The sequence below is a fragment of the Paenibacillus algorifonticola genome, from assembly GCF_050481745.1.
GTDB lineage: Bacteria > Bacillota > Bacilli > Paenibacillales > Paenibacillaceae > Pristimantibacillus > Pristimantibacillus algorifonticola_A.
Window position 1 is genome coordinate 58,774 of the sequence record NZ_JBCNGR010000006.1, and the last position, 20,467, is coordinate 79,240.

Genomic DNA, 20,467 nt, shown 5'->3' on the forward strand with positions numbered 1-20,467 from the left:
TATGAATGATTACGTTTGCTGGTGGTTGGAGCTTGCGATGCCGTGAAGAACAATCTTTACAGCAGTTCTGTAAATGTTCAAAACCTCATCCATCGCATTGGAGCGCCTGGACAATTGATTCAAGCCGAAAAACAAGCTTTCCAATATAATCGCCATATGCTCAACCTGCATCGGCTTTAATTCGCCCCGGTCAATGCCTTCCTGAATGAGGCGTTTGTTGAATTCCAAATGCCGGTCAATCATGACCGTCATCCGTTTCTCAACCTCAGTGGTTTTCTCCTCATGGTTGAAAAATTCATCGGCCGCTTTCGTAAGCGGATGGCTGAAATCATCCATCACACCTTGCTCGACGATGGCGTACAGCTTTTCGGTGGACGTCTCATAGAGCGCCTGCTGCTCATTCCATTTTTGCTCCCATTCCAAATCCCATTCCTCTAAAAGATAGAGAAACAAGCCCTCCTTGCTTTTAAAATGGTAATAAATATTGCCCTTGCTGCTGTCGGTCGCCTCTACAATGTCTTCAATCGAAGTCCCTTTATAGCCCTTCTGGGCAAAAAGCGCACGTGCGGCGCTTGCGACTTTCTTCTTCGTTTGCTCGCTTTGCAGCTGTTTTTTGTTCATGAGGCGCTGCCCCTTTCTATTAATTATACTGAACGTTCGTTCTATAATAATAACAAAATATAAAGGGAAAATGCAAATGAGAGGTGAAGGAGGTTTTATAGTAGCGGAAACACCAAATATTTTATTAACATTTTCATGTTATATGTAAAGAATTTCTGACCATATGTTGATAATGGAAGAGTAGAATATATAATGGAGGGATTTACAAGTGGTAAAGAGTGATAAATCTTTTGTAGCAGCAATTTTATTATGCTTCTTTTTAGGATCTTTCGGCATTCATCGTTTTTATGCGGGAAAAGTGGGAACAGGCATTTTGATGCTGGTTACATTGGGTTGCTTTGGTATCTGGACACTAATCGACTTAATTATGATCATTTGCGGCGCATTTAAAGATTCAGAAGGCCGTGAAATTAAAGCATAACGATCATTTTATAGGTAAAAAGGGAAAAAGAGCTCCTATGAGCTCTTTTTTGCGTCCGCGCATTTGAGTAGGCTGTGCTGATGCTGATGCTGCCCTTATATTCAAGCCTCTTCTTTTTTAATTTTCGCGGGGTTGTTGATTTTATAAGGAACGGGATGCTTGGTCAGCTTTTTGGCTACAATTTTAGCCTCGAAGGTGATGACATCGCCAACTTCCAGCTCCTGCTTTTTGAGCGTGGCGCTATGGCTGGACCATGCTTCGCCCACGAGCGTCCCTTGTTCAGTGATGGACACGGCCTCATAAATGACAACCTCATCATCATTATCGGAAAAATGGTTCGGCACCGTCGTAAACTCCTTAACGGTCGCGATCATTTTCACCTTATCCTCCGGCAGCTCAAGCTTCGGCGCTTTTTCCTTTTTGGCTTTGCTTTTCGGCTTTTCTTCCGCTTGCTCAGCCTTGTCATTATCGCTGGAATTGGCCGTTTCCTCTACTGCCTCTGGAATCGCTGCTGCACTTTCGACCGAATCGATAGCAAAGCCTGCGTCCGCAAGCATTTCCTCGACGGTCTTGGCAGAGCCCGTATCGCTCTCACCAGTAGCTGCGGAATTACTGCTAACGTTAGTGCCGTTTTCTACATTTTGGGCCTCAACAGCTTCTGTTTCATTATTTGCAGTTTCCTCGCTAGTCTCGTCAGCCTCAACACCAGCCGCATGCTTCGCGCCATAACTTGCCGCTTGCATTTCCTTCAAATAAGAAGGGTGGATGCAGTGCAGCTGATCGTTGCCGAGCTGTATGACGGCGGTCATTTTATCGACAAAACCGACGACGCTGCAAACGATATTCAGGCCGTGGCCTTTATAATAAAAGGTTTTTGTTTTGCTGGCTTTGCCTGAGAGCAAGCCCCACTCCTGGCATTTCTCCACCTGTTCCTCATCATTCTCAAAGAGCTGGTAGTTTTGCGGTTCAATTACAAACGCATACTCCATCATATTCCCGCCTTTCCGTCATTGCGGCTAAATTGTTTTAGGTACAACCAGTTTAGCATAAAAGCGGCCCATCCAGCATCTTGGCGACCGTGCATGCGGTCGTGGTTAGGCGCGGAGGGAAGCCGCCTAAGCTTCACCAGCCCAGTCCTGCTTCAGCGTAACAAGCTGCTGGAGCGCAGCGTTGTCGAGCTCCGTAATCCACGTCTCGGAGCTGCTGGATATGACATTTTCGCTCAGCTTTTGCTTGGATTCCAGCATTTCGTCGATCCGTTCCTCCAGCGTGCCGAGCGCAATGAACTTGTGCACTTGAACGTCGCGGGTCTGCCCCATGCGATAGGCGCGGTCGGTCGCCTGATTTTCCACGGCGGGATTCCACCATCGGTCGAAATGGAATACATGATTCGCCGCAGTGAGATTCAGGCCGACGCCGCCTGCTTTAATCGATAAAATAAAGACGCTTGGCTGCTCGGACGCCGGGAGCGTGTTCGACTGGAATCGTTCAATCATCCGATCGCGAGTGAGCTTCGTCGTGCTGCCGTTCAAATAAAGCACACGCTCCTGAAGCTCCCGCTCCAGAACCCCCTGCAGCAGCTGGCCCATGCCAATATATTGCGTAAAAATAAGGCAGCGCTCGCCTTCGGCTCGCAGTTCCTTCACCATCGCCATCAGCCGCTCCAGCTTGGACGATCGGCTAATCAGCGCTTCCATTGCGGCCTCGGCGCCGGTCGTGCCGCTGGCGATTTCCGCTTCCATGACCTCCAGCGGCATTCCATCCTCCAGCAGAGCGGGATGATTGCAAATCTGCTTGAGCTGCGTCAGCACGGACAAAATCGCGCCGCGGCGCTTGTTGCCCTCCACCCGCTGCACCTTAGCCATCAGCTCGTTGACGGTTTGCGTATAAAGCGCGCCTTGCTCGGCGGTGAGATGAACGTACGTCTTCATCTCGTTCTTATCCGGCAGGTCAAGCTGAATCGCCGGGTCCTTCTTTTTGCGGCGCAGCATGAACGGCTTGACCAGCCGCTGCAAATCGATGACGCGTTCCGGGTCCTGCTCCTGCTCGATGGGCGTAGCGAAGCGCTTCTGAAAGCCCTGCGCACTGCCGAGAAAGCCAGGATTCATAAAATCATAGATCGACCATAGCTCGCTCAGCCGGTTTTCAATCGGCGTTCCGGTCAGCGCAATGCGATGCTTGGCGGGCAGACTGCGAATGGCGGCGGCCTGCTTCGTCTGCGCATTTTTAATATTTTGCGCCTCATCGAGGCATATCGCTTCCCATGTCCGGCCTTGCAGCAGCTCTTGATCGAGCATGGAGGTCGCGAACGATGTGAGTATAACATCCGCGCGGCTGGCAGCTTCGTAGAAAGCGTCGCCCGTCAGCCGCTTGCTGCTGTAATGCAGCATGACGTTCAGTGATGGCGCGAAGCGGCTAATTTCCTTCTGCCAGTTGCCGAGCACCGAGGTCGGGCAAATGATGAGTGCGGCTGCACGGCCAGCGCCGCCCGTTTCCTTCATCTGCATCAGGTAGGCGATGAGCTGCACCGTCTTGCCGAGGCCCATGTCGTCGGCGAGACAAGCACCAAGCCCCAGCTGGCGCATAAAAGCAAGCCACGAGTAGCCCTCCTGCTGATAAGCGCGCAGCGTCGCTTGCAGGCCCGCAGGAACGGGGAGCGCTGGCGCTTCTTTTTGCTGCACGAGCCGGTCCATCATCTCCTGCATATAGCTGTTCAGCTCGACCTCCAGCCGCAGCTGCTCGTTCTCATCCTCGGCCTCATCCGCCGATGCTTCTGCGTCTTCTTCCTTGCGGGCGAAGTAGTCCTTCCGCGAAAGCAGATGGAGCTGAAGCACATCCTGAAAGGAGAGCCCTTGGGCGCTGTTCATGCCCTTCATCATTTTGCTGATTTGCTCCAGCAGGCCGGGATCGAGCGTCACCCACTGTCCGCGGAATTGCAGCAGCCGCTCCTGACGGGCGAGCAGCTCCGCAAACTCCGCTTCGGTGAGCGTAAGATCGCCAACAGACACGCGCCAATCGAATTCAATAATGGCGTCCAGCCCGAAGAAGGAGCGGCCTTTCGCCGGGTTTTCCTCTTCCTTGACCTTGGCGCGCAGCTTAGGCTTTTTGCGGCGGGCGCTTTCCCACCAGGCGGGGAGCAGCACCTGCCAGCCCGCCTCGAGCAGGCGGTTGCTGCCCACCGTCAGGAAACGCCAGACCGAGTCGCTGCTGAGCGGCACTCTCAGCACATCGTATTTCTCGCCTGCCAAATGCTCGTCAGGCAGACTGGCGCGCAGATGATCCAGCCATCCGGCGGATCGACCCTGCACAGCATGAACCCAAGCCGCCGGAACCTCGCCGGCGACATCGCCGTGCTGCGACAGCCTCACAGGCCGCAGCACCGATGGGTCCAGCTTGTCCTGCAGCACGAGCCGCAGCTGCCACGCCTCATCGGTTTCCTCGCCCGGCTCAAGCAGCTGCAGCATAGGGCGGAACGGCGCATGGTCTGCCTTCCAGCCGACGGCCATCAGCCAGCCGGACGGATCAAGGCCAGCGAAGATCGCCTTCTCCTTCACGAACAGCAGCGGATATTCCGCGCGCAAATCGGCAGACGCTGCTTCACTGTTGTAATAGCGCTGGAACACCGCCGCCGAGAAGGCGGCCTCCAGCATGCCGAGAAAGCCATTCGACAAGCGGCCGTCCTTCACTTTCTCCTCAGCAAGCGCAAGCTCGCTTGCCAGCTCCACCGAAGCGGAGCTGTCCCACACCCATTGCAGCTGCCCGGCCCGCCATGCGGAGTGGCTCGGCAGGTAGCGCTCAGCCTCCATATGCTCGTGCAGCAAGGGCGCGAGCCGGATGAGCGCCGCCGACTGCTCGTCCCATTCCCAATGAATATGTGCCAGCAGGCGCTGCTCGGCAAAGAAGGGGAGCACATGCTCCGCGGGAAGCACGACCAGCTCCACCTGCTCCATTTGCCGGATTTCAAGCTCGGTCCCATAGGTGGTCGCCGCATGCCAAGCGAATAAGCTTTGCTTGAGGCGAACGCCGGTGAGCAGGTCCTGGCGGTCATCCACCGCATACAGCAGCGCATCGCCAAAGTCCGTTAAAGCCAAATGTACCGTTATCGTCGTCCATGATGGGCTCTTCGTCAGCTCGGTGCTCATGACAGCAATTTCCCCTTTCGCAGCTCTTCCTGCAAAGCCCGCAAGCGGCTGTAGCGCCCAGCGAAGGCGGTGATGAACGATTCCCAGCCCGCCTCGTCCTTGCGTTTTTTATACAGCTTCGCTAATCGTTTCAGCAGCTTGACTGCCGATTTGTAGCCGTCCCTGTTTTTCAGCAGCACATAACGCTCGGCGGCTTGGTGATAGAAGGGGAGCAGCAGCTCAGGCGCGTGCTTCTCGATCGGAGCGAACATGGCTACGCGATAATACAGCGGGTCGATGCCTTCGCTTAGCTGATAGTCGATCCACTCCTGCCATTTTTCATAATGATGAAGCTTGTCTGCATAGATGGAGCGCGAGGCGGGCAGCAGGAGCAGCAACTGCTCCCACATCGCTTCCTCCTCTTGAGGCATCTGCGCCAGCACCGCATCCCAATAGGCAAAAAAAGCATTCAAATGCACGCCATGATGATCCGCGAGCAGGCTCGCCGTTTGCTTCAGCCACTGGAGCAGCCGAGTCCACTCCTTGCGCTGCTTCAGCTCATCCAGCAGGGCATAATAATCATGAATTTTCAGCTTGGATTTGCGGTTTAGCGCAGTTAACAGCGCTTGCGCATCCTCATCGCGGCCTAGCAGAAAGCACAGCCAGCATTTGGCGAACATCCATTGATAGCGGGTTTGGGCGATTTTCTGTTGGGGCTTCAGCGCCTCCAGGTGCGCAAGCTCCTCTGCAAGCAGCGGACTGCCCGGCAGGCGCGGATAGAGCCATTTTTTCCAAAGCGCATAATACACAGGTGAAAAATAATCCGCATACCGCTCCTCCGCAAGCAGTCTTCCGCGCAACTCCGCCGTCGTTTCCGCTAGGCGGTCCCAAAACGCCGGCTCGGCATCAGCGAGCGCCGGCGACTGCTCGAACAGCTTGCTGATGCTGCCCTGCACATCCTCCATCGCGACCCGCGTGTGGTAGCCGACGAACGTGCCCGTATGCAGCTGCTCCATAATAAACAGGAAGCTGTGCAGCTCGAACAGGCATTTCATCGCAGGGGAAAAAGCGGGCCGCGATTGCTTAATAAGCTCAGCAGCGCGGTCAGCATAATCGCTGTTTCTTGTTTGTGCGGCCAGCGGCTCCAAGCATTGCAGCAGCCATTTTCGCCACTGCGAAATCGGCTGCTCGGGAAGCTGCTGGAGTGCGTCGTTTTTTTTTCGCTCGTTCTGTTTATCTATAGGCATCATTCGAATCATTCTCCTGAGTCATTTCTTGAAGACGGGCTTGCTGGCTATCATACAGCTTCAACGCTTCAAAAAGTGCGGTATAGGCGTTTATGGTTATGTATTTTTATGTATTTGGATGCGTAGGAATTTGAAGCGATAGAAGGTGGCATAACGGCTTCTCTGTCCGCGCAGCAGCTGAAAACATGAAAGTGGCTGAAATAGCGGAATGTCAGTCCCTATAAATGTAGAATATTCGAGCTGAGCTGACCGGGCGCACGAGTATGCTGCTCTTGTTCGCTCACCATGTTTCTCACCCTAACTATACGCGAATAAAAATAGAGTTGGCAAATCGCTCATTCATACGAAATCGCCGCGCTCGGGGATAGGTATCGTCATCGGATACTCGACGACGGAAGGAAAGGCGCCTAAATCCAATTATTAAATCTCCTTGCTATAATAGTATAATGGTTACTACTGAATAGGATGCGAAACAGGGAAAGAGGGATCGGATGCTTACTATTTTTCAACTCGAAACGGTTCGTGGTCTTGGCTATCGGCTTGAGGTGCAAAAATGATCAAATCATTATATACACGCGTAGTTCTAATCTTCCTAGTCTCCGTGATCGGGAGCACGATCATTGCTTTTTTAGCAGCGACTTGGCTATTTGAAGATCAATTAAGCGAAAACTCGCAAATTCTTTTGCGTCATTTTGGACATGACATCGCCTCGATCTACGAGACCCTTCCGTCACGTGAAGCGGACGCATTAGTAAGTAAAATGCAGCAGCTCAATTCCTATCATATTCGAATTTATGAAGCAACAGATCGATTCCAGTCTTTCGGAGCGCTGAGCGGACATAAGCCTGCTGCTATTACTGCGGAGCATGTAAAAAAAGTACTGGATGGAGAAACGGTTCAAGGCAATAAGGAAGGTGTTACGGTTGCCTATATTGGATTTCCGTTGAATACAGATATGGGAATGAAAGCGATGTTTGTGGAGACGCTCTCCCCACCGTCCACCTCTTTTGTCATAAAATGGGGATTGACGATTGCAGCGTATTCGTTGATTACAGGCAGCTTATTTGTTCTAATTGCCTCCATCTTCATCATAAGGCCGATTAACAAGCTGACAAAAGCGACCAGACGGATAGCAGCCGGAGACTTCAACGTCAAGCTGAATATTAAGCAGACGGGCGAATTAGGCACTTTGGCTCGCAGCTTTGAAGAAATGATGCATGATCTGCAGCAGCTGGAGCAGATGCGCAGGGAATTCGTAACGAACGTGTCGCATGAGGTTCAATCGCCGCTTACCTCGATATCCGGCTATGCGATAGCGCTTAAGCAAGAAGGCATCGAAGCTAGTGAGCGCAGCCGTTATCTGGATATTATTATCAATGAGGCGAAGCGAATGTCCAAGATGAGCGACAATCTGCTCAAGCTAAGTTTGCTCGAATCACAGTCACAGAAGATGCAACTGGCAACGCTCAGTCTTGATGAACAGATAAGGCGAGTTATCGTTGCGATCCAGCCGCAATGGTCGGCGCGCAACATCCATTTTGAGCTTAATTTGAAGCCAGCTATGCTGACGGCTGATCATGATCAGCTAAATCAGGTTTGGACTAATATCATTGGCAATAGCATCAAATTTTCCAAGGATGGCGGAGTAATTAAAATCAGCATCCAACAAGACCTCAAACACTTGACCGTCCGAATATCAGATAAGGGCATTGGTATTTCACTAGAGGATCAGAAGCGTATATTCGAACGTTTCTTTAAGGCTGATCGCTCTCACAGTCGAAAATATGAAGGCAGCGGCATGGGGCTGGCCATCGTTAAACAGATCATATCGCTTCATCAAGGCGACATCCGAGTGGAAAGCGAGCCGGGTCTGGGAACGACCTTCATCGTCACCTTGCCCATCACAGCGCTGACAGAATAAGCGGCATATCCATTATCTTAAAGCGGTCACCTCACTTCTCCCCATGTCTGCGTCATCAGGTGCAAGCTTCCTTGCCTATGATGACGCAGGCTTTTTTGTACGCGTTCATGCTCCGTTCATCTTGCCGGCATGTAGAGTACATTTTCATCGTGTAAGCTTTCCCTATCGGCCCTTAAAGGCAGCCAGTAGAGAGATGAGGATGGGAGAAGATGCAAGTGGAATTACGAGAGGTCAACAAGATGGAGCTGGACACCACAACAGATAAAAAGCCAGCCAGCAGGATGAAAAAATGGCTTCGCATTTTGCTTAAAGCAATAGCAACCGTAGTAATAGCAATCGTCGTTTTTGTGGCCGTCGTTTTTTTCGTTGATCTGTTCAGCAGCAAATCAGAGCAGGCGAAATTATTACCTTATGGCCAGTCAGTAGCTGTAGATGGGAAATATATGAATGTATCGACTCATGGAGAAGGAGAAGAAACCATTGTGCTCCTGCCCGGTTATGGCACAGCAGCGCCAGCCCTTGATTTTAAGCCGCTCATTGAACAGCTGTCGCCATTTTACAAAGTCGTCGTAATTGAGCCGTTTGGTTATGGATTAAGCGATCTAACCGACAAGGAACGAAGCACGGATAATATTGTAAGTGAACTCCATGAAGTGCTGCAGAGTCTTGAAATCAATCGTTATATTTTAATGGGCCATTCTATTTCAGGATTATACAGCTTAGATTATGTGAACAAATATCCAAGCGAGGTGAGCGCATTTGTCGGACTCGACAGCAGTGTCCCAACGCTTAAAGAGCAGAAGATAGGATCCTCCATAATAAGAACACTTATCCTGCTCAAAAAAACAGGCTTCGCCAGATTGCAATTAAAACTGGGCGAAGACTCCTATGCGGACCTGCCATATGATGATCAAACAAAAGAACAATTAAAAATACTCATTCACAAAAACATTTATAATGCCAATCAATTAAACGAGGCCGGAACTATGTATGCGAATTTTGAAGCAGCGGAGCAATTAACCTTCCCGAAAGCTCTTCCCGTTATTTTCTTTATCCAAGCCAATCATCCTGTAACGGATAGATGGATACCGGAGCATGAGAAGCAAATCAAGGATTCTGTTCATGGGAAAATCGTGCTGTTTGAAGCAGATCACTATTTATACCGTACTCATTCGGCAGAAATCGTTGAAAGCCTCCGGACGTTTATGGAACAAGTAAAACAAGACTAGTAGTTGATTTCTGCTGTGCTATGTAACAGTCTGCTGCGTATTGCCCTGTTTTGCGCCGGGGCGCTGCACGATTTTCACCGAACGGCTTTGTACGAGTAAAATATAACCAACATCAAAAAGGAAAATAAGGACGTACATGAACATGAGCAGCAAAGAATCTGGGAAGAGCTTGTAGCTAAGGACGGAGGCACATAGGGTGCCGAGCATTTTGGCCCAGGCAATAAAACGGGACTGCCCTAGCAGGTCCTTCTGGAAGAGCATTTGAATAAACAAGATCGACATCATCAGATTGATGCCAAAGGCGGTATATTTGCCCTCCGGGTCATGAAATTCGACCGAGACGCCGTAATGCAGCAAAAACGCAGTAGCAAGCAGGGAACCGACGATGACCGCCATTTTTTTCGTTGAATAGTCCTTGCGGGTGTAATACAAAAATTGCATTAAAATAATGATGTCGAGTGCGAACCAGACGATTGTAATGATTTGCTGAAGCGGGTTGAAGGGCATAAGGAAGCCGAACAGCAGCTCCCACGTCAGATTGGCGCAGAGCGCAGCCAAGGGCATGCCGCAGGTCCTGTCCTTAAAGCCTAGATAAATAATAAGCAGATAGGTGATTGTCCAAAAAAACGCCATTCCGAGCAGCAGCAGCAGGTCCATCAAGCCTCATCGCATCCTTTCCAAAAACGGTTGTTATAAAAACGTATGATAGCGGCTGCTCGTCTATGTCTTATGTTAAAATAGAAGGCAATGAAGCTGGCGGGATGCGGCTAGGCGCATATAAAGCCGGAGCAAGGAAAGAAGGACGAACGTATGGCAATCTATGAAATCGAAGAGGATGAGTGGCTGCGTCTGGCGCGAATCGGCAATGGGAAGGATGCTTTGCTGTTCTCCAGCCCTTTCTGCGGAACGTGCAAGGTAGCTGAGCGGATGCTGGATATCGTTCAGGCTGCGGAAGTGCCGACGACGATGTATAAAATCAACATCAACTACGCGCCCAAGCTGCGCGAGGCTTGGAAAATTACGAGTGTTCCCTGCCTGGTGCTAGTCAAGAATGGCGAGCCCCAGCGGTTCGAATATGCGATGCGCTCTGTCGATTATCTTTACAAGCTGCTGAAAGAGGATGAGTAGCTATTTATATTTATGAAAAAGGGTACATCGGAGCATGCTGCGATGTGCCGTTTTTTAATATAGGAAAGAATATGACTATCCCATCCTTTCTCTACACTTCTCGTAATGAAACGCGCTGCGCCGCCAAAGGAAGGCGAAAGCCGTTTCATCTTGTTTTTCACCTAAAAAAAACAGACATCACCTGAAATAAACAACGGTAGGAAAATAACCAGCTCTCCATTACGATGAAGGAGAATAAGGCGGGTATACTAGAATGATTTAGAAGGTGCTTTGCAGGGAGGATGGGGTAAATGCTGAAAGCGGTTGTATTTGATGACGAATATATTGTCCGCCAAGGGCTGAGCCAGATGATCGACTGGCAGCGTTATGGCGTCGAGCTGGTAGGAACGGCGGGAGATGGCTTATCGGCGCTTGCGATGTTCCGCGAGCTGCGCCCGGATATTGTGCTGACGGATATTCGGATGCCGGGCATGGACGGACTGCGGCTCATTGAGACGGTGGCTGGCGAAGCAGGGGATACGATGTTTATCGTGTTCAGCGGCTTTAATGAATTTGAATATGTGATGCGGGCAATTGGGCTAGGGGTAGTCGATTATTTGGAGAAGCCGGTTACGGTAGAGAAAATAGATGAAGTGATGCGCAAAGCGATCGAGCGGATCGACAAACAGCAAGCGTTCAGCTCCATGAAATCCAAATGGGAAGCGTCTCAGCAGGAGCTGCTGGAGAAAGCGACGCTGAATTTGCTGTTAGCAGGCGATAGTGCGCTAGGCAAATGGAAGCAAAGCTATGGCCCGGATTGGGAAGCTATTGCGGGTATTACGGTGCTGGCTTTTTCCTCGGAAGGTGTGGAGCTGGCGGAAAGCTCGTCCTATCGCGTCGTTGAGGTGACGAATGGAGCAGAACGGCTGTCTGCGGTGCTTCATTTCAGGCTGCCTGCAGATGAGCTATGGGAGCAGCTTATGCTGCAGGGTGAAGATTGCGAGCTGTTCGCAGCTGGGGGAACCTATGCAACGCTAGCAGAAGCGCCAAAAAGCTGCAAGGAAGCACTGCGAGCGCTCCGGTACGGTCGGTTTTTGGAGGAAAGCGGCTTGGTTCGCATTGAGCAAATGGAAGGCAGTGATGAGCTGGCTGGCAACTTGACGAAGCATGAGGAGTCCGTCATTTTCTCCTTGCGCACGGGGGACAAGAAGGGGCTGCTGGCTGCCTTGGACGAATTCGAGGCGTCGGTCGGGCAGCAGAAGCTGGACCCGGAGCAGGCGGAGCGCGAAATTTTGCAGCTCGTTTATGTAGGCCATGAGGTGCTGAAAGAAACGGGGCGCGATATTCGCTCCCTTGGCAAGGTCGCGCATCAGGAGCTAGGCGTCATGCATACGCGCGAGGAAATGTTCCGCTGGCTGCGGGGCAAGGTAGAGGCGATGCTGACGGCCATTACTGAAGCAAGGCGTTCTACGAAGCATGCGGCGGTCGAAAAGGCGTTGGCCTATATGGATGCTCGCTTTGGGCAGGACATTTCCCTGCAGGAGCTGGCGGAGCATGTTGGCCTCAATGCGACGTATTTCAGCCTGCTTTTCAAAGAAGAGATGGGCATCTCCTACATTAAGCATTTGACCCATGAACGCATGGAGCATGCGAAGGTGATGCTGCGAGAAGGGCTGCTGGTCGGCGAGGTCAGCGAGAAGGTGGGCTACCTCAACTACAGGCATTTTACGGAAACGTTTAAGAAGCTCGTTGGCATGACGCCTAAGCATTACCGGGAAGCCCATGCTATCGAGCGTAAGGATGACGGCCATGCCTAAAAAACGACTAGTAGAATGGCTGCGGTTCAAAAAAATTCGAAGCCGATTTCTGGCGGCGATGATTGTGCTCATTGTGCCTTCGATTATGCTGCTCGGCTATATTTCCTTCAATATTACGAAGGACACGCTGACGGATATGAATGAAAAAACAAATTTGGATCATTTGCGGACATCCAGCGAGGTGGCCGACCTATTATTTCGGAATATTAACAATTTTCATCTGTCCATTGTTGTAAACGATGCCATTCGGCAGAGCCTGCGCAGCAGCGGGGAAAACCCGGGCATACAGCCCGATACGGTTAACGGCAGAACCTCCTCGCGGCTCCAGCGCTTAATCAGCAGCAGCTTTGCGGATACCCGTTATGTGACCTCGGTCTGTCTGCTTGATCTAAAGTATCATACCTACTGCTTTGGCCGCTCCGACGATGCGGGCGTGTATGAAGGAAGCGATAAAATAGCCAAGATTACAGGCTCGGATTGGTACAAGGGGGCATATGAGAGCAAGGGAAGGGTTGTGTACTATCCGACTGATATTTTTGACGAATCGAATAAGTCCTTTTCCACCGTGAAGCTGTTTCGCGATGCGGAGGACCCAAGCGGGGAGCCAATCGGCATTCTCGTGGTCAACGTTTCCAAGACGATTTTTGATAAAGTGTTCGGGGGCAGCAAGGAGAATGGCTCGTTCATGGTGCTCAGCGAGGGGGCTGGCCCGACAAAAGCGGTATACAGCCATAATGACACCGTTCCGCTTGCTGGCGGGACAATTGCGGAGACGCTGAGCCACTTGAAGGATGAGGGTTTTCTGGTCAATCCTTATTATAATCAGACGACAAGCTGGACGCTTGTCCACCTCGTTGAATCGAAGGAGCTGCTGAAGCACACCCAATACATTGGCCTGGCGACGACGCTTATAGCTGCGGCTTTCGCGGTGACAGCGCTGATTATTTCTTATTTTATATCGGGGACCATCACAAGGCCGCTGCTGCGGCTGAAAAAAATGATGAATGACTGGACGCTCGGCAAGCGCGATTTTCCGGCGGAATTTGCCCAGGATGAGGTCGGCGTCATTGGTGAGACGTTCAAGCGCATTGCCCACGAAAATGAGGAGCTGAATGCGCGGCTCATCAACTCGGAGCTGAAGGAGCGGGAGGCCGAGCTTAGGGCGCTGCAATCGCAGATCAAGCCGCATTTTTTGTATAACACGCTGGATTCGATTTATTGGATGGCGATTTTGCAAAATAATAAAGAGGTCGCCCAAATGGCAGTGTCGCTCTCCGAAAGCTTCAAGCTGAGCTTGAACAAGGGCAAGGAGACCATTCTCGTATACAACGAGTTGAAGCATATTGAGCATTATCTGAACATCCAGAACATCCGGTTCAACAACCGCTTTCACTATATCGAGGAGGTGGAGGAGTCGATCAAGGGGCTGGAGATGATGAAGCTGCTGCTGCAGCCGCTGGTCGAAAACGCCATATACCATGGTCTTGAGCCGAAGGTCGGAGAAGGAACCATTCGCTTGACGGGTGGAACTGACGGGCCATATTTGATTTTTACGGTCGAGGATGATGGTGTGGGAATGGCGGATATCGCCCAGACCGAGCGGGGCTACGGGATGCGCAACGTCAAGGAGCGGCTGCTGCTGTCTTATGGGGAAGGCAGCTCGCTGAACGTCTGGAGCCGCGAAGGAGAGGGCACCCGTGTGACCTTGCGCTTCAACCCATCGAACCAACCTAAAAAAAACCGACACTCACCTAAAAAATGAAGCGCTTTCATAAAAAGTGTTTCCTCTCTACAATAAAGGTATAGAAAGCTACTTATACAGCATCAGCGACATCGAACGAGGGGGAACGAAACATGAAGAATATGAAGCTTAAATCGCTTGCTATGACGGCAACCGCACTAGTCCTTACTGGAACGCTTGCGGCATGCGGAGGAAGCAATTCGGGCAGCAATACGGGTACGAATGCGGCGGCTGGCGGCAACGGCGGCAGCACGGAGAAGAAGGTAACGCTATCGTTTCTGGTGGACAATACGCAGGATTCGGTTAATTTGGCGAATGCTTATGTCGATGCTTTCCAGAAGAAATATCCGAACATTACGATTGAAATGGAAACAAGGCCCGGGGGCGGAGAAGGAGACAATATTGTAAAAACCCGCCTGGCGACAGGGGACATGACAGATGTTTTCTTTTATAACTCAGGCTCCTTAATGCAGGCGTTGTCTCCAGAGAAAAATATACTGGACCTGACGAATGAAGCGTTCATGTCGGACGTCGTGGATTCCTTCAAGCAGACGGTTGCCGTTAATGGAAAAGTGTACGGGGTGCCGACCTCTTCCACGATTGCTGGAGGCTGGTTCTATAACAAGAAGATCTATTCCGACCTTGGGCTGAAGGTGCCAACGACTTGGGCTGAGCTGATCGCGAATAGCGAGAAAATTAAAGCAGCAGGTATTTCCCCTGTCATTGGCTCCTACAAGGACTCATGGACCTCGCAGCTCGTCGTGCTGGCTGATTATTACAATGTACAGGCACAGGTACCATCGTTCGCAGAGGATTTTACGGCTCATAAGGCGACTTTTGCAGGCACACCCGCTGCGCTGAGAAGCTTCGAGAAGCTGCAGGAGCTTTATGACAAAGGCTTTATGAACAAGGATATGCTGGCGACCACTTATGATGCAGGCCTCAAAATGCTTGCTGATGGCAAGGGAGCACAATATCCAATGCTGTCGTTCGCAACGCCATCACTTGTGCAGAACTTCCCGGATGAGATTGAAAATATCGGATTTTTTGCCCAGCCTGGTGATGATGCCGCCAAAAACGGCTTGAGCGTCTGGATGCCGGGAGCAGGCTACATTTATAAGGAAACCAAAAATGTGGAGGCAGCCAAGCAGTTTCTGGCATTCATGGCTTCTGTAGAAGGGACACAGGTTGCGGCAGCCGTCTCGAAGCCAACCGGCCCTTATCTGATCAAGGATGCGACGATTCCAGACGATGTGCCAACGCTGGTGAAAGACATGCTGCCCTATTTCGAATCAGGCAAAACGGCGCCTGCGCTTGAGTTCGTTTCCCCAGTTAAAGGACCAAGCCTGGAGCAGATTACCGTTGAGGTTGGCGCAGGCATTAAGAAGGCAGCGGAAGGCGCGGCTGCTTACGATAAAGATGTGGAGAAGCAGGCGAAGCAGCTTGGACTGGCGGGCTGGTAATCTATAGCTTAACTAATAGCAAAAAATAGATAAAGAAGTTCGGCCCTGCTTGCAGGGCCGCTTTACTTCAAAATATACGCTTGACAGTGTAGGAGTGATAACGATGAACAGTATTTTTAAACGAACCTACTCCTATTGGTTCCTGCTGCCTGCAGCGATTATTTATTTTATTATTTTCATCCTGCCGACGATGATGTCCTTCTTCTTCAGTATGACGAGATGGACGCTGTCGGATTGGGAGTTTATCGGCTTCGAAAATTTTATTACGTTTTTTCAGGAGCAGTCCTTAAGCATTGGTTTTAAAAATACACTAATCTACGCGGTCGTTACTTGTACGCTTAAGGTTGCGCTCGGACTGCTGCTAGGCGTCTTGCTAACCTCGAAAATTCGGACCAAAAGCTATTTGCGGTCTGTCATATTTTTCCCGACCTTGGTGAGTACGATTGCGGTCGGTATTGCCTTCAGCATGATGATGCACCCGACACAAGGCGTCATTAATACAGCGCTTGCCGCGATTGGCATTGATGGGCCAGATTGGCTTGGCGATACGAGAATCGCGCTATTGTCGGTCGCCATGGTCGATGTGTGGAAAGGCTTAGGCTTCGCCACCGTCATTTATATTGCCGGAATATTGTCTATCCCTGGGGAATATTATGAAGCTCTGCAAATCGACGGCGGCAACAACTGGCATAAGTTCTGGAACATTATTGTGCCGCTGAGCCGTCCGGCTACGAACTCCGTTATTATTTTGGCCTTCATCGGCGGACTGCGCTCCTTCGATCTGGTGTGGGCGATGACCAAGGGCGGGCCGGGCTTCACGACCGACTTGATCGCATCGATCATTTACAAGCAGTATCAAGGCGGCTTCTATGGCCTCGCTACGGCGGGCAATGTGATTTTGTTCCTCGTTGTGACCGCGCTTGCCTTCCCGCTCTATACGTATTTGAACCGCAAGGAGGTAGACCTGTGAGAAAGATCAGACAATGGGGCTTTGAGATCGGTGCCGTCTTGTTCACGATTGTCGTGTTCTGGATTCCGTTCTACTTCATAGTGGTCAATTCGGGCAAGGATGCGAAGGAGTCTTCGCTGCTCACGATGTCGTGGGCTTCCAATAGTCAGTATTGGGAAAATATTAAAACCGTCGTTATGGCTCGCGATTTTATGCTGGTTCGCGCCTTCATCAATAGCACGGTGCTGACGGTAGCTTCCATCGCTATCTTGATCGTATTGTGCGCCATGGCGGGGTATGTGCTGCAGCGCCGGACTGGAAAGCTGTCGCCATTGTTCAACTTCCTGATTCTTGCCGGGCTTATCATTCCGCCAGCCATTGTCCCGACGATCTGGGTCATGGACGGGCTTGGCCTGTTCAAAACGCTGATCGGCCTTATTTTGATCGAGGTTGCGCTGGGCTTTCCGTTCGCGGTTCTGCTTTATAAAGGCTTCATGAGCGGCATTCCGCGTGAAGTGGATGAGGCGGCCGTTATTGACGGCGCAGGCGGTCTTCGACTGTTCTTCGGCATTGTTTTGCCGCTGCTCCAGCCTGTGACGGCAACGGTAGTCGTCTTGTCCTCGGTTACCATCTTCAATGATTTCACGAACCCGCTGTATTTTCTGCCGGGCTCGGACAATGTGACGGTGCAGCTGACGCTTTATAACTTCCAGAGCCAGTATGTAACGCAATACAATTTGCTGTTCACGAACATTTTGCTGATTACGATTCCGCCGCTGCTGCTCTTTATTATTTTTAACAAGCGTATTGTAGCCGGCATGACTGCCGGTTCGGTTAAAGGCTAGAGGGCTAGAGTCTCATTCATAAATCCAGTAAAAAGGGGATAGCTACATGTTAAAGGTTCATTCCGCAAGCTGTGAATATAGAGGTGCCTTGCTCGGCACGGACATCATGAAGCCGCGCTTTAGCTGGATGCTGGAAGCAGCAGAGCGCAGAAGTGTTCGCCAAGCAGCCTATCAGCTGCAAGTGGCGGAGGCATCGAGCGGCTTTGAAACAAGCCTTTGGGATACGGGCCGGGTCGAAAGCGAACAATCGCTTCATATTGAATATGGCGGTCCTGCGCTTGCTGCCCGCACGGCTTATCGCTTCCGGGTTAGAGTATGGGATACGGCAGGAGAAGAGTCACCTTGGAGCGAGGAGGGCACCTTCGAGCTGGCCCTTGCTGGCGGGGCGGACTGGCAGGCGAAATGGATTACGCCGGATACGTCTTCTATTGCCGCAGATGCTGCTCCAGCCTACTTGCTGCGCCACACCTTTCAGGTGAAAGCAGGGGGCATCGTATCCGCACGAGTGTATGCGACCGCGCTTGGCGTGTATGAGCTGTACCTGAACGGCGGCAAGGTGTCGGATGATTTGCTCGCTCCAGGCTGGACCAGCTATCACACCCGCGTGCAATATCAGACGTATGATGTAACGGCGGAGCTTAAGGAAGGCGCGAACGGCATCGGCTTTATGCTGGGCGATGGCTGGTATCGCGGCGGACTGGGCTTTGATGACAAAAATTATATGTACGGCGACAATCGGGCCGCGCTGCTGGAGCTGCATATCCGTTATGCGGATGGCACGGAAGAGGTCATAGCGACAGACAGCTCATGGCAAGCGGCGCTTGGCGCGATTCAATATGCAAATATTTATCATGGTGAGACGTATGATGCGCGTTTGGAAATCCAGGGCTGGAGCGAAGCCGATGGTGGAGTGAACGGATTGGAGGCGCATAGCGATGATAAGCTGGCAGCTGGCGGCTGGTCGGCTGTGCAAGTGCTGGATCTGCCATACAGCCAGCTTGTAGCGCAAGAAAACTGGCCCACTAACGTCACGGAAATCATCAAGCCGATCTCCTCGTTTATTACACCGGCAGGCGATCATGTGCTGGATTTGGGTCAAAATATCGTCGGTCGCATGAGATTTACCGTCGAAGCCCCAGAAGGAACGCAAATCGTTCTGCGTCATGCAGAGGTACTGGACAAGGACGGCAACATTTATTTTGGCAATCTGCGTCCTGCGAAGCAGACGCTGACCTATATCGCGAAAGGCGACGGCATGGAAAGCTATGCGCCCCATTTTACCTTTATGGGCTTCCGTTATGTGCTTGTTCAGGGCTTTCCAGGCCAGGAGGCGGGTGTTCCGCTGCCAGCAGATGCATTCCAAGGCGAGGTTATTCACTCCGACATGCCTTCATCGGGTGAATTCGAATGCTCGGACGAGCGAATCAACAAGCTCCAGCAAAATATCCGCTGGGGACAGCGCGGCAACTTCCTCGACGTGCCGACGGATTGCCCGCAGCGCGATGAGCGGCTGGGCTGGACGGGTGACGCACAGGTGTTTATCAGCACGGCGCTGTTCAACTTCCAAGGCGCGCCGTTTTTTGCAAAATGGCTGCATGACCTAAAGGCGGAGCAGCATGAGGACGGCGGCATTCCTTTCGTTATTCCTGATATCGTTGGTGGAGCCAATTCGGCGGCATGGGGAGATGCTGCGGTCATTTGCCCATGGACGGTTTACCAATACTATGGCGATGAGCGGCTGCTCGCTGAGCAGTATGAAAGCATGAAGCAATGGGTGGAGTACATTCGGGCACAGGGCAGCGAGGAGTATTTGTGGAATAGCGGCTTTCATTTCGGAGATTGGCTTGCGCTCGATGCGAAGGAGAACAGTTATATTGGCGCGACGCCAACGGCATTGATTGCCACGGCCTACTATGCCTACTCCACGCGCATTGTTCGTGATGCAGCGAAGGTGCTCGGCCATGACGAGGACGCCCAGCGCTATGATGAGCTGCATAACCGCGTCATCTCTGCGTTCCGCGACGAGTTTATGACCAAGAGAGGGCGTATCGCTTCACCGACGCAAACCGCGCATATTTTGGCGCTTATGTTCGACTTGGTGGATGAGAGCGTGAAGGATCGGGTGGCGGAGGATTTAAACAACCTCATCGTCGAAAATGACTATCACCTGACGACCGGCTTTGTGGGCACGCCGTATTTATGCTTTGCCCTGTCGAACAGCGGCTATCACACAACGGCGGTTCGCCTGCTGCTGCAAGAGAGCTATCCGGGCTGGCTGTATTCGGTATCGAAAGGCGCGACGACGATTTGGGAGCATTGGGACAGCATTAAGCCGGACGGCTCGTTCTGGAGCGACGACATGAACTCGTTCAATCATTATTCCTATGGCGCCATCGGCGATTGGATGTACCGCAAGGTGGCGGGGCTGGACATGGACCCTTCGCAGCCTGCCTTCAAGCATATTCGAATCGAGCCGTTGTTCGGATCGACCATGCTGACCTATGCGAAAGCCTCCTATGACTCCGTGTACGGACGGATTGAGTCGGGCTGGCGCGTGGAAGGCAGCCGTATTGAGCTTCAAGTGGTGATTCCGGCGAATACGACCGCGGATATTATTTTGCGGGGAGCGACGCTCGCTGGCACCACAGAAGGCGGAGTTTCGATTGGAAATATAGCGGGCATCGCATCCGCGGAGGAAACCGCAGCTGGCTTGATCATCCGTGCCGGCTCGGGCACGTACCAGTTCGCCTATGAAAGTGAAGGCTTGTTCCGCTCACAGTACAGCGCCAAGACGAAGATGAGTGAAATATGGATGGATGAGCGGGCGATTGCCATTGTGAGCCGGCATATGCCAAATCTGTTCAGCGGCGCACAGGCAAACATTGCTAAGCCGTTTTCTCTTCAGCAAGTCAGCGAAAATGCCATGTTCCGTATTTCCAAAGAGACGATTGATCAGGTGCTTGAGGAGCTAGCAGCGCTGTAGGT

At 51.7% G+C, this 20,467-nt stretch carries 15 protein-coding genes; 10 read left to right on the plus strand and 5 right to left on the minus strand.

Features of this window, described 5'->3' with window-relative positions:
- Positions 1-9: 9 nt before the first annotated feature.
- Entirely contained in the window at positions 10-621 is a 612-nt protein-coding gene (locus ABEW34_RS03845) for a TetR/AcrR family transcriptional regulator (protein WP_430155016.1), read from the minus strand.
- 208 nt (positions 622-829) lie between these two features.
- On the opposite strand from ABEW34_RS03845, the gene ABEW34_RS03850 reads away from it, so the two are divergent.
- Positions 830-1,042 carry a TM2 domain-containing protein gene (locus ABEW34_RS03850; protein ID WP_430155017.1) on the plus strand — a complete coding sequence of 71 codons (213 nt, stop codon included), beginning with the start codon at positions 830-832 and terminating at the stop codon, positions 1,040-1,042.
- Positions 1,043-1,143: 101 nt separating this feature from the next.
- On the opposite strand, the gene ABEW34_RS03855 is transcribed toward ABEW34_RS03850, so the two are convergent.
- From ABEW34_RS03855 to ABEW34_RS03865, 3 genes are all read right to left on the minus strand, one after another.
- A complete protein-coding gene (locus ABEW34_RS03855) occupies positions 1,144-2,031 on the minus strand; it encodes a hypothetical protein (RefSeq protein ID WP_430155019.1) in 888 nt (295 codons plus the stop codon).
- 126 nt (positions 2,032-2,157) lie between these two features.
- Entirely contained in the window at positions 2,158-5,184 is a 3,027-nt protein-coding gene (locus tag ABEW34_RS03860; protein ID WP_430155021.1) for a DEAD/DEAH box helicase, read from the minus strand.
- Positions 5,181-6,413, minus strand: coding sequence for an SWIM zinc finger family protein (locus ABEW34_RS03865; protein WP_430155023.1), 1,233 nt, complete (start codon positions 6,411-6,413; stop codon positions 5,181-5,183). Before ABEW34_RS03865 ends, ABEW34_RS03860 begins: the two co-directional genes overlap by 4 nt.
- Before the next feature lie 550 nt (positions 6,414-6,963).
- Here ABEW34_RS03865 and ABEW34_RS03870 point away from each other — a divergent pair.
- Together ABEW34_RS03870 and ABEW34_RS03875 are read left to right on the plus strand one after the other, a co-directional pair.
- Positions 6,964-8,331: a sensor histidine kinase gene (locus ABEW34_RS03870; protein ID WP_430155025.1), complete on the plus strand. Its 1,368-nt coding sequence runs from the start codon at positions 6,964-6,966 to the stop codon at positions 8,329-8,331.
- Between the two features lie 209 nt (positions 8,332-8,540).
- Positions 8,541-9,560: an alpha/beta fold hydrolase gene (locus ABEW34_RS03875; RefSeq protein WP_430155027.1), complete on the plus strand. Its 1,020-nt coding sequence runs from the start codon at positions 8,541-8,543 to the stop codon at positions 9,558-9,560.
- 18 nt (positions 9,561-9,578) lie between these two features.
- On the opposite strand, the gene ABEW34_RS03880 is transcribed toward ABEW34_RS03875, so the two are convergent.
- A complete protein-coding gene (locus ABEW34_RS03880) occupies positions 9,579-10,220 on the minus strand; it encodes a hypothetical protein (RefSeq protein ID WP_430155029.1) in 642 nt (213 codons plus the stop codon).
- Between the two features lie 150 nt (positions 10,221-10,370).
- On the opposite strand from ABEW34_RS03880, the gene ABEW34_RS03885 reads away from it, so the two are divergent.
- The 7 genes from ABEW34_RS03885 to ABEW34_RS03915 all read left to right on the plus strand — a co-directional run bounded on the left by ABEW34_RS03885 (position 10,371) and on the right by ABEW34_RS03915 (position 20,465).
- Positions 10,371-10,688 (plus strand): thioredoxin family protein, encoded by a 318-nt coding sequence (locus ABEW34_RS03885; RefSeq protein ID WP_430155031.1) that lies wholly within the window; start codon positions 10,371-10,373, stop codon positions 10,686-10,688.
- Positions 10,689-10,978: 290 nt separating this feature from the next.
- Positions 10,979-12,484, plus strand: a complete 1,506-nt coding sequence (locus tag ABEW34_RS03890; protein ID WP_430155033.1) for a response regulator transcription factor — start codon at positions 10,979-10,981, stop codon at positions 12,482-12,484.
- The gene (locus tag ABEW34_RS03895) at positions 12,477-14,246 is read left to right on the plus strand and encodes a cache domain-containing sensor histidine kinase (protein ID WP_430155035.1); all 1,770 of its coding nucleotides are present in this window, start codon (positions 12,477-12,479) and stop codon (positions 14,244-14,246) included. The genes ABEW34_RS03890 and ABEW34_RS03895 overlap by 8 nt, the downstream gene beginning before the upstream one ends.
- Positions 14,247-14,338: 92 nt before the next feature.
- A complete protein-coding gene (locus ABEW34_RS03900; protein WP_430155036.1) occupies positions 14,339-15,688 on the plus strand; it encodes an ABC transporter substrate-binding protein in 1,350 nt (449 codons plus the stop codon).
- Positions 15,689-15,791: 103 nt separating this feature from the next.
- The gene (locus tag ABEW34_RS03905) at positions 15,792-16,658 is read left to right on the plus strand and encodes a carbohydrate ABC transporter permease (RefSeq protein WP_430155038.1); all 867 of its coding nucleotides are present in this window, start codon (positions 15,792-15,794) and stop codon (positions 16,656-16,658) included.
- Complete coding sequence (locus ABEW34_RS03910; RefSeq protein WP_430155040.1) at positions 16,655-17,482, plus strand: carbohydrate ABC transporter permease; 828 nt, start codon at positions 16,655-16,657, stop codon at positions 17,480-17,482. The genes ABEW34_RS03905 and ABEW34_RS03910 overlap by 4 nt, the downstream gene beginning before the upstream one ends.
- Positions 17,483-17,528: 46 nt before the next feature.
- On the plus strand, positions 17,529-20,465 hold the full coding sequence (locus tag ABEW34_RS03915) for a family 78 glycoside hydrolase catalytic domain (RefSeq protein ID WP_430155041.1): 2,937 nt from the start codon (positions 17,529-17,531) through the stop codon (positions 20,463-20,465).
- Positions 20,466-20,467 lie beyond the last annotated feature (2 nt).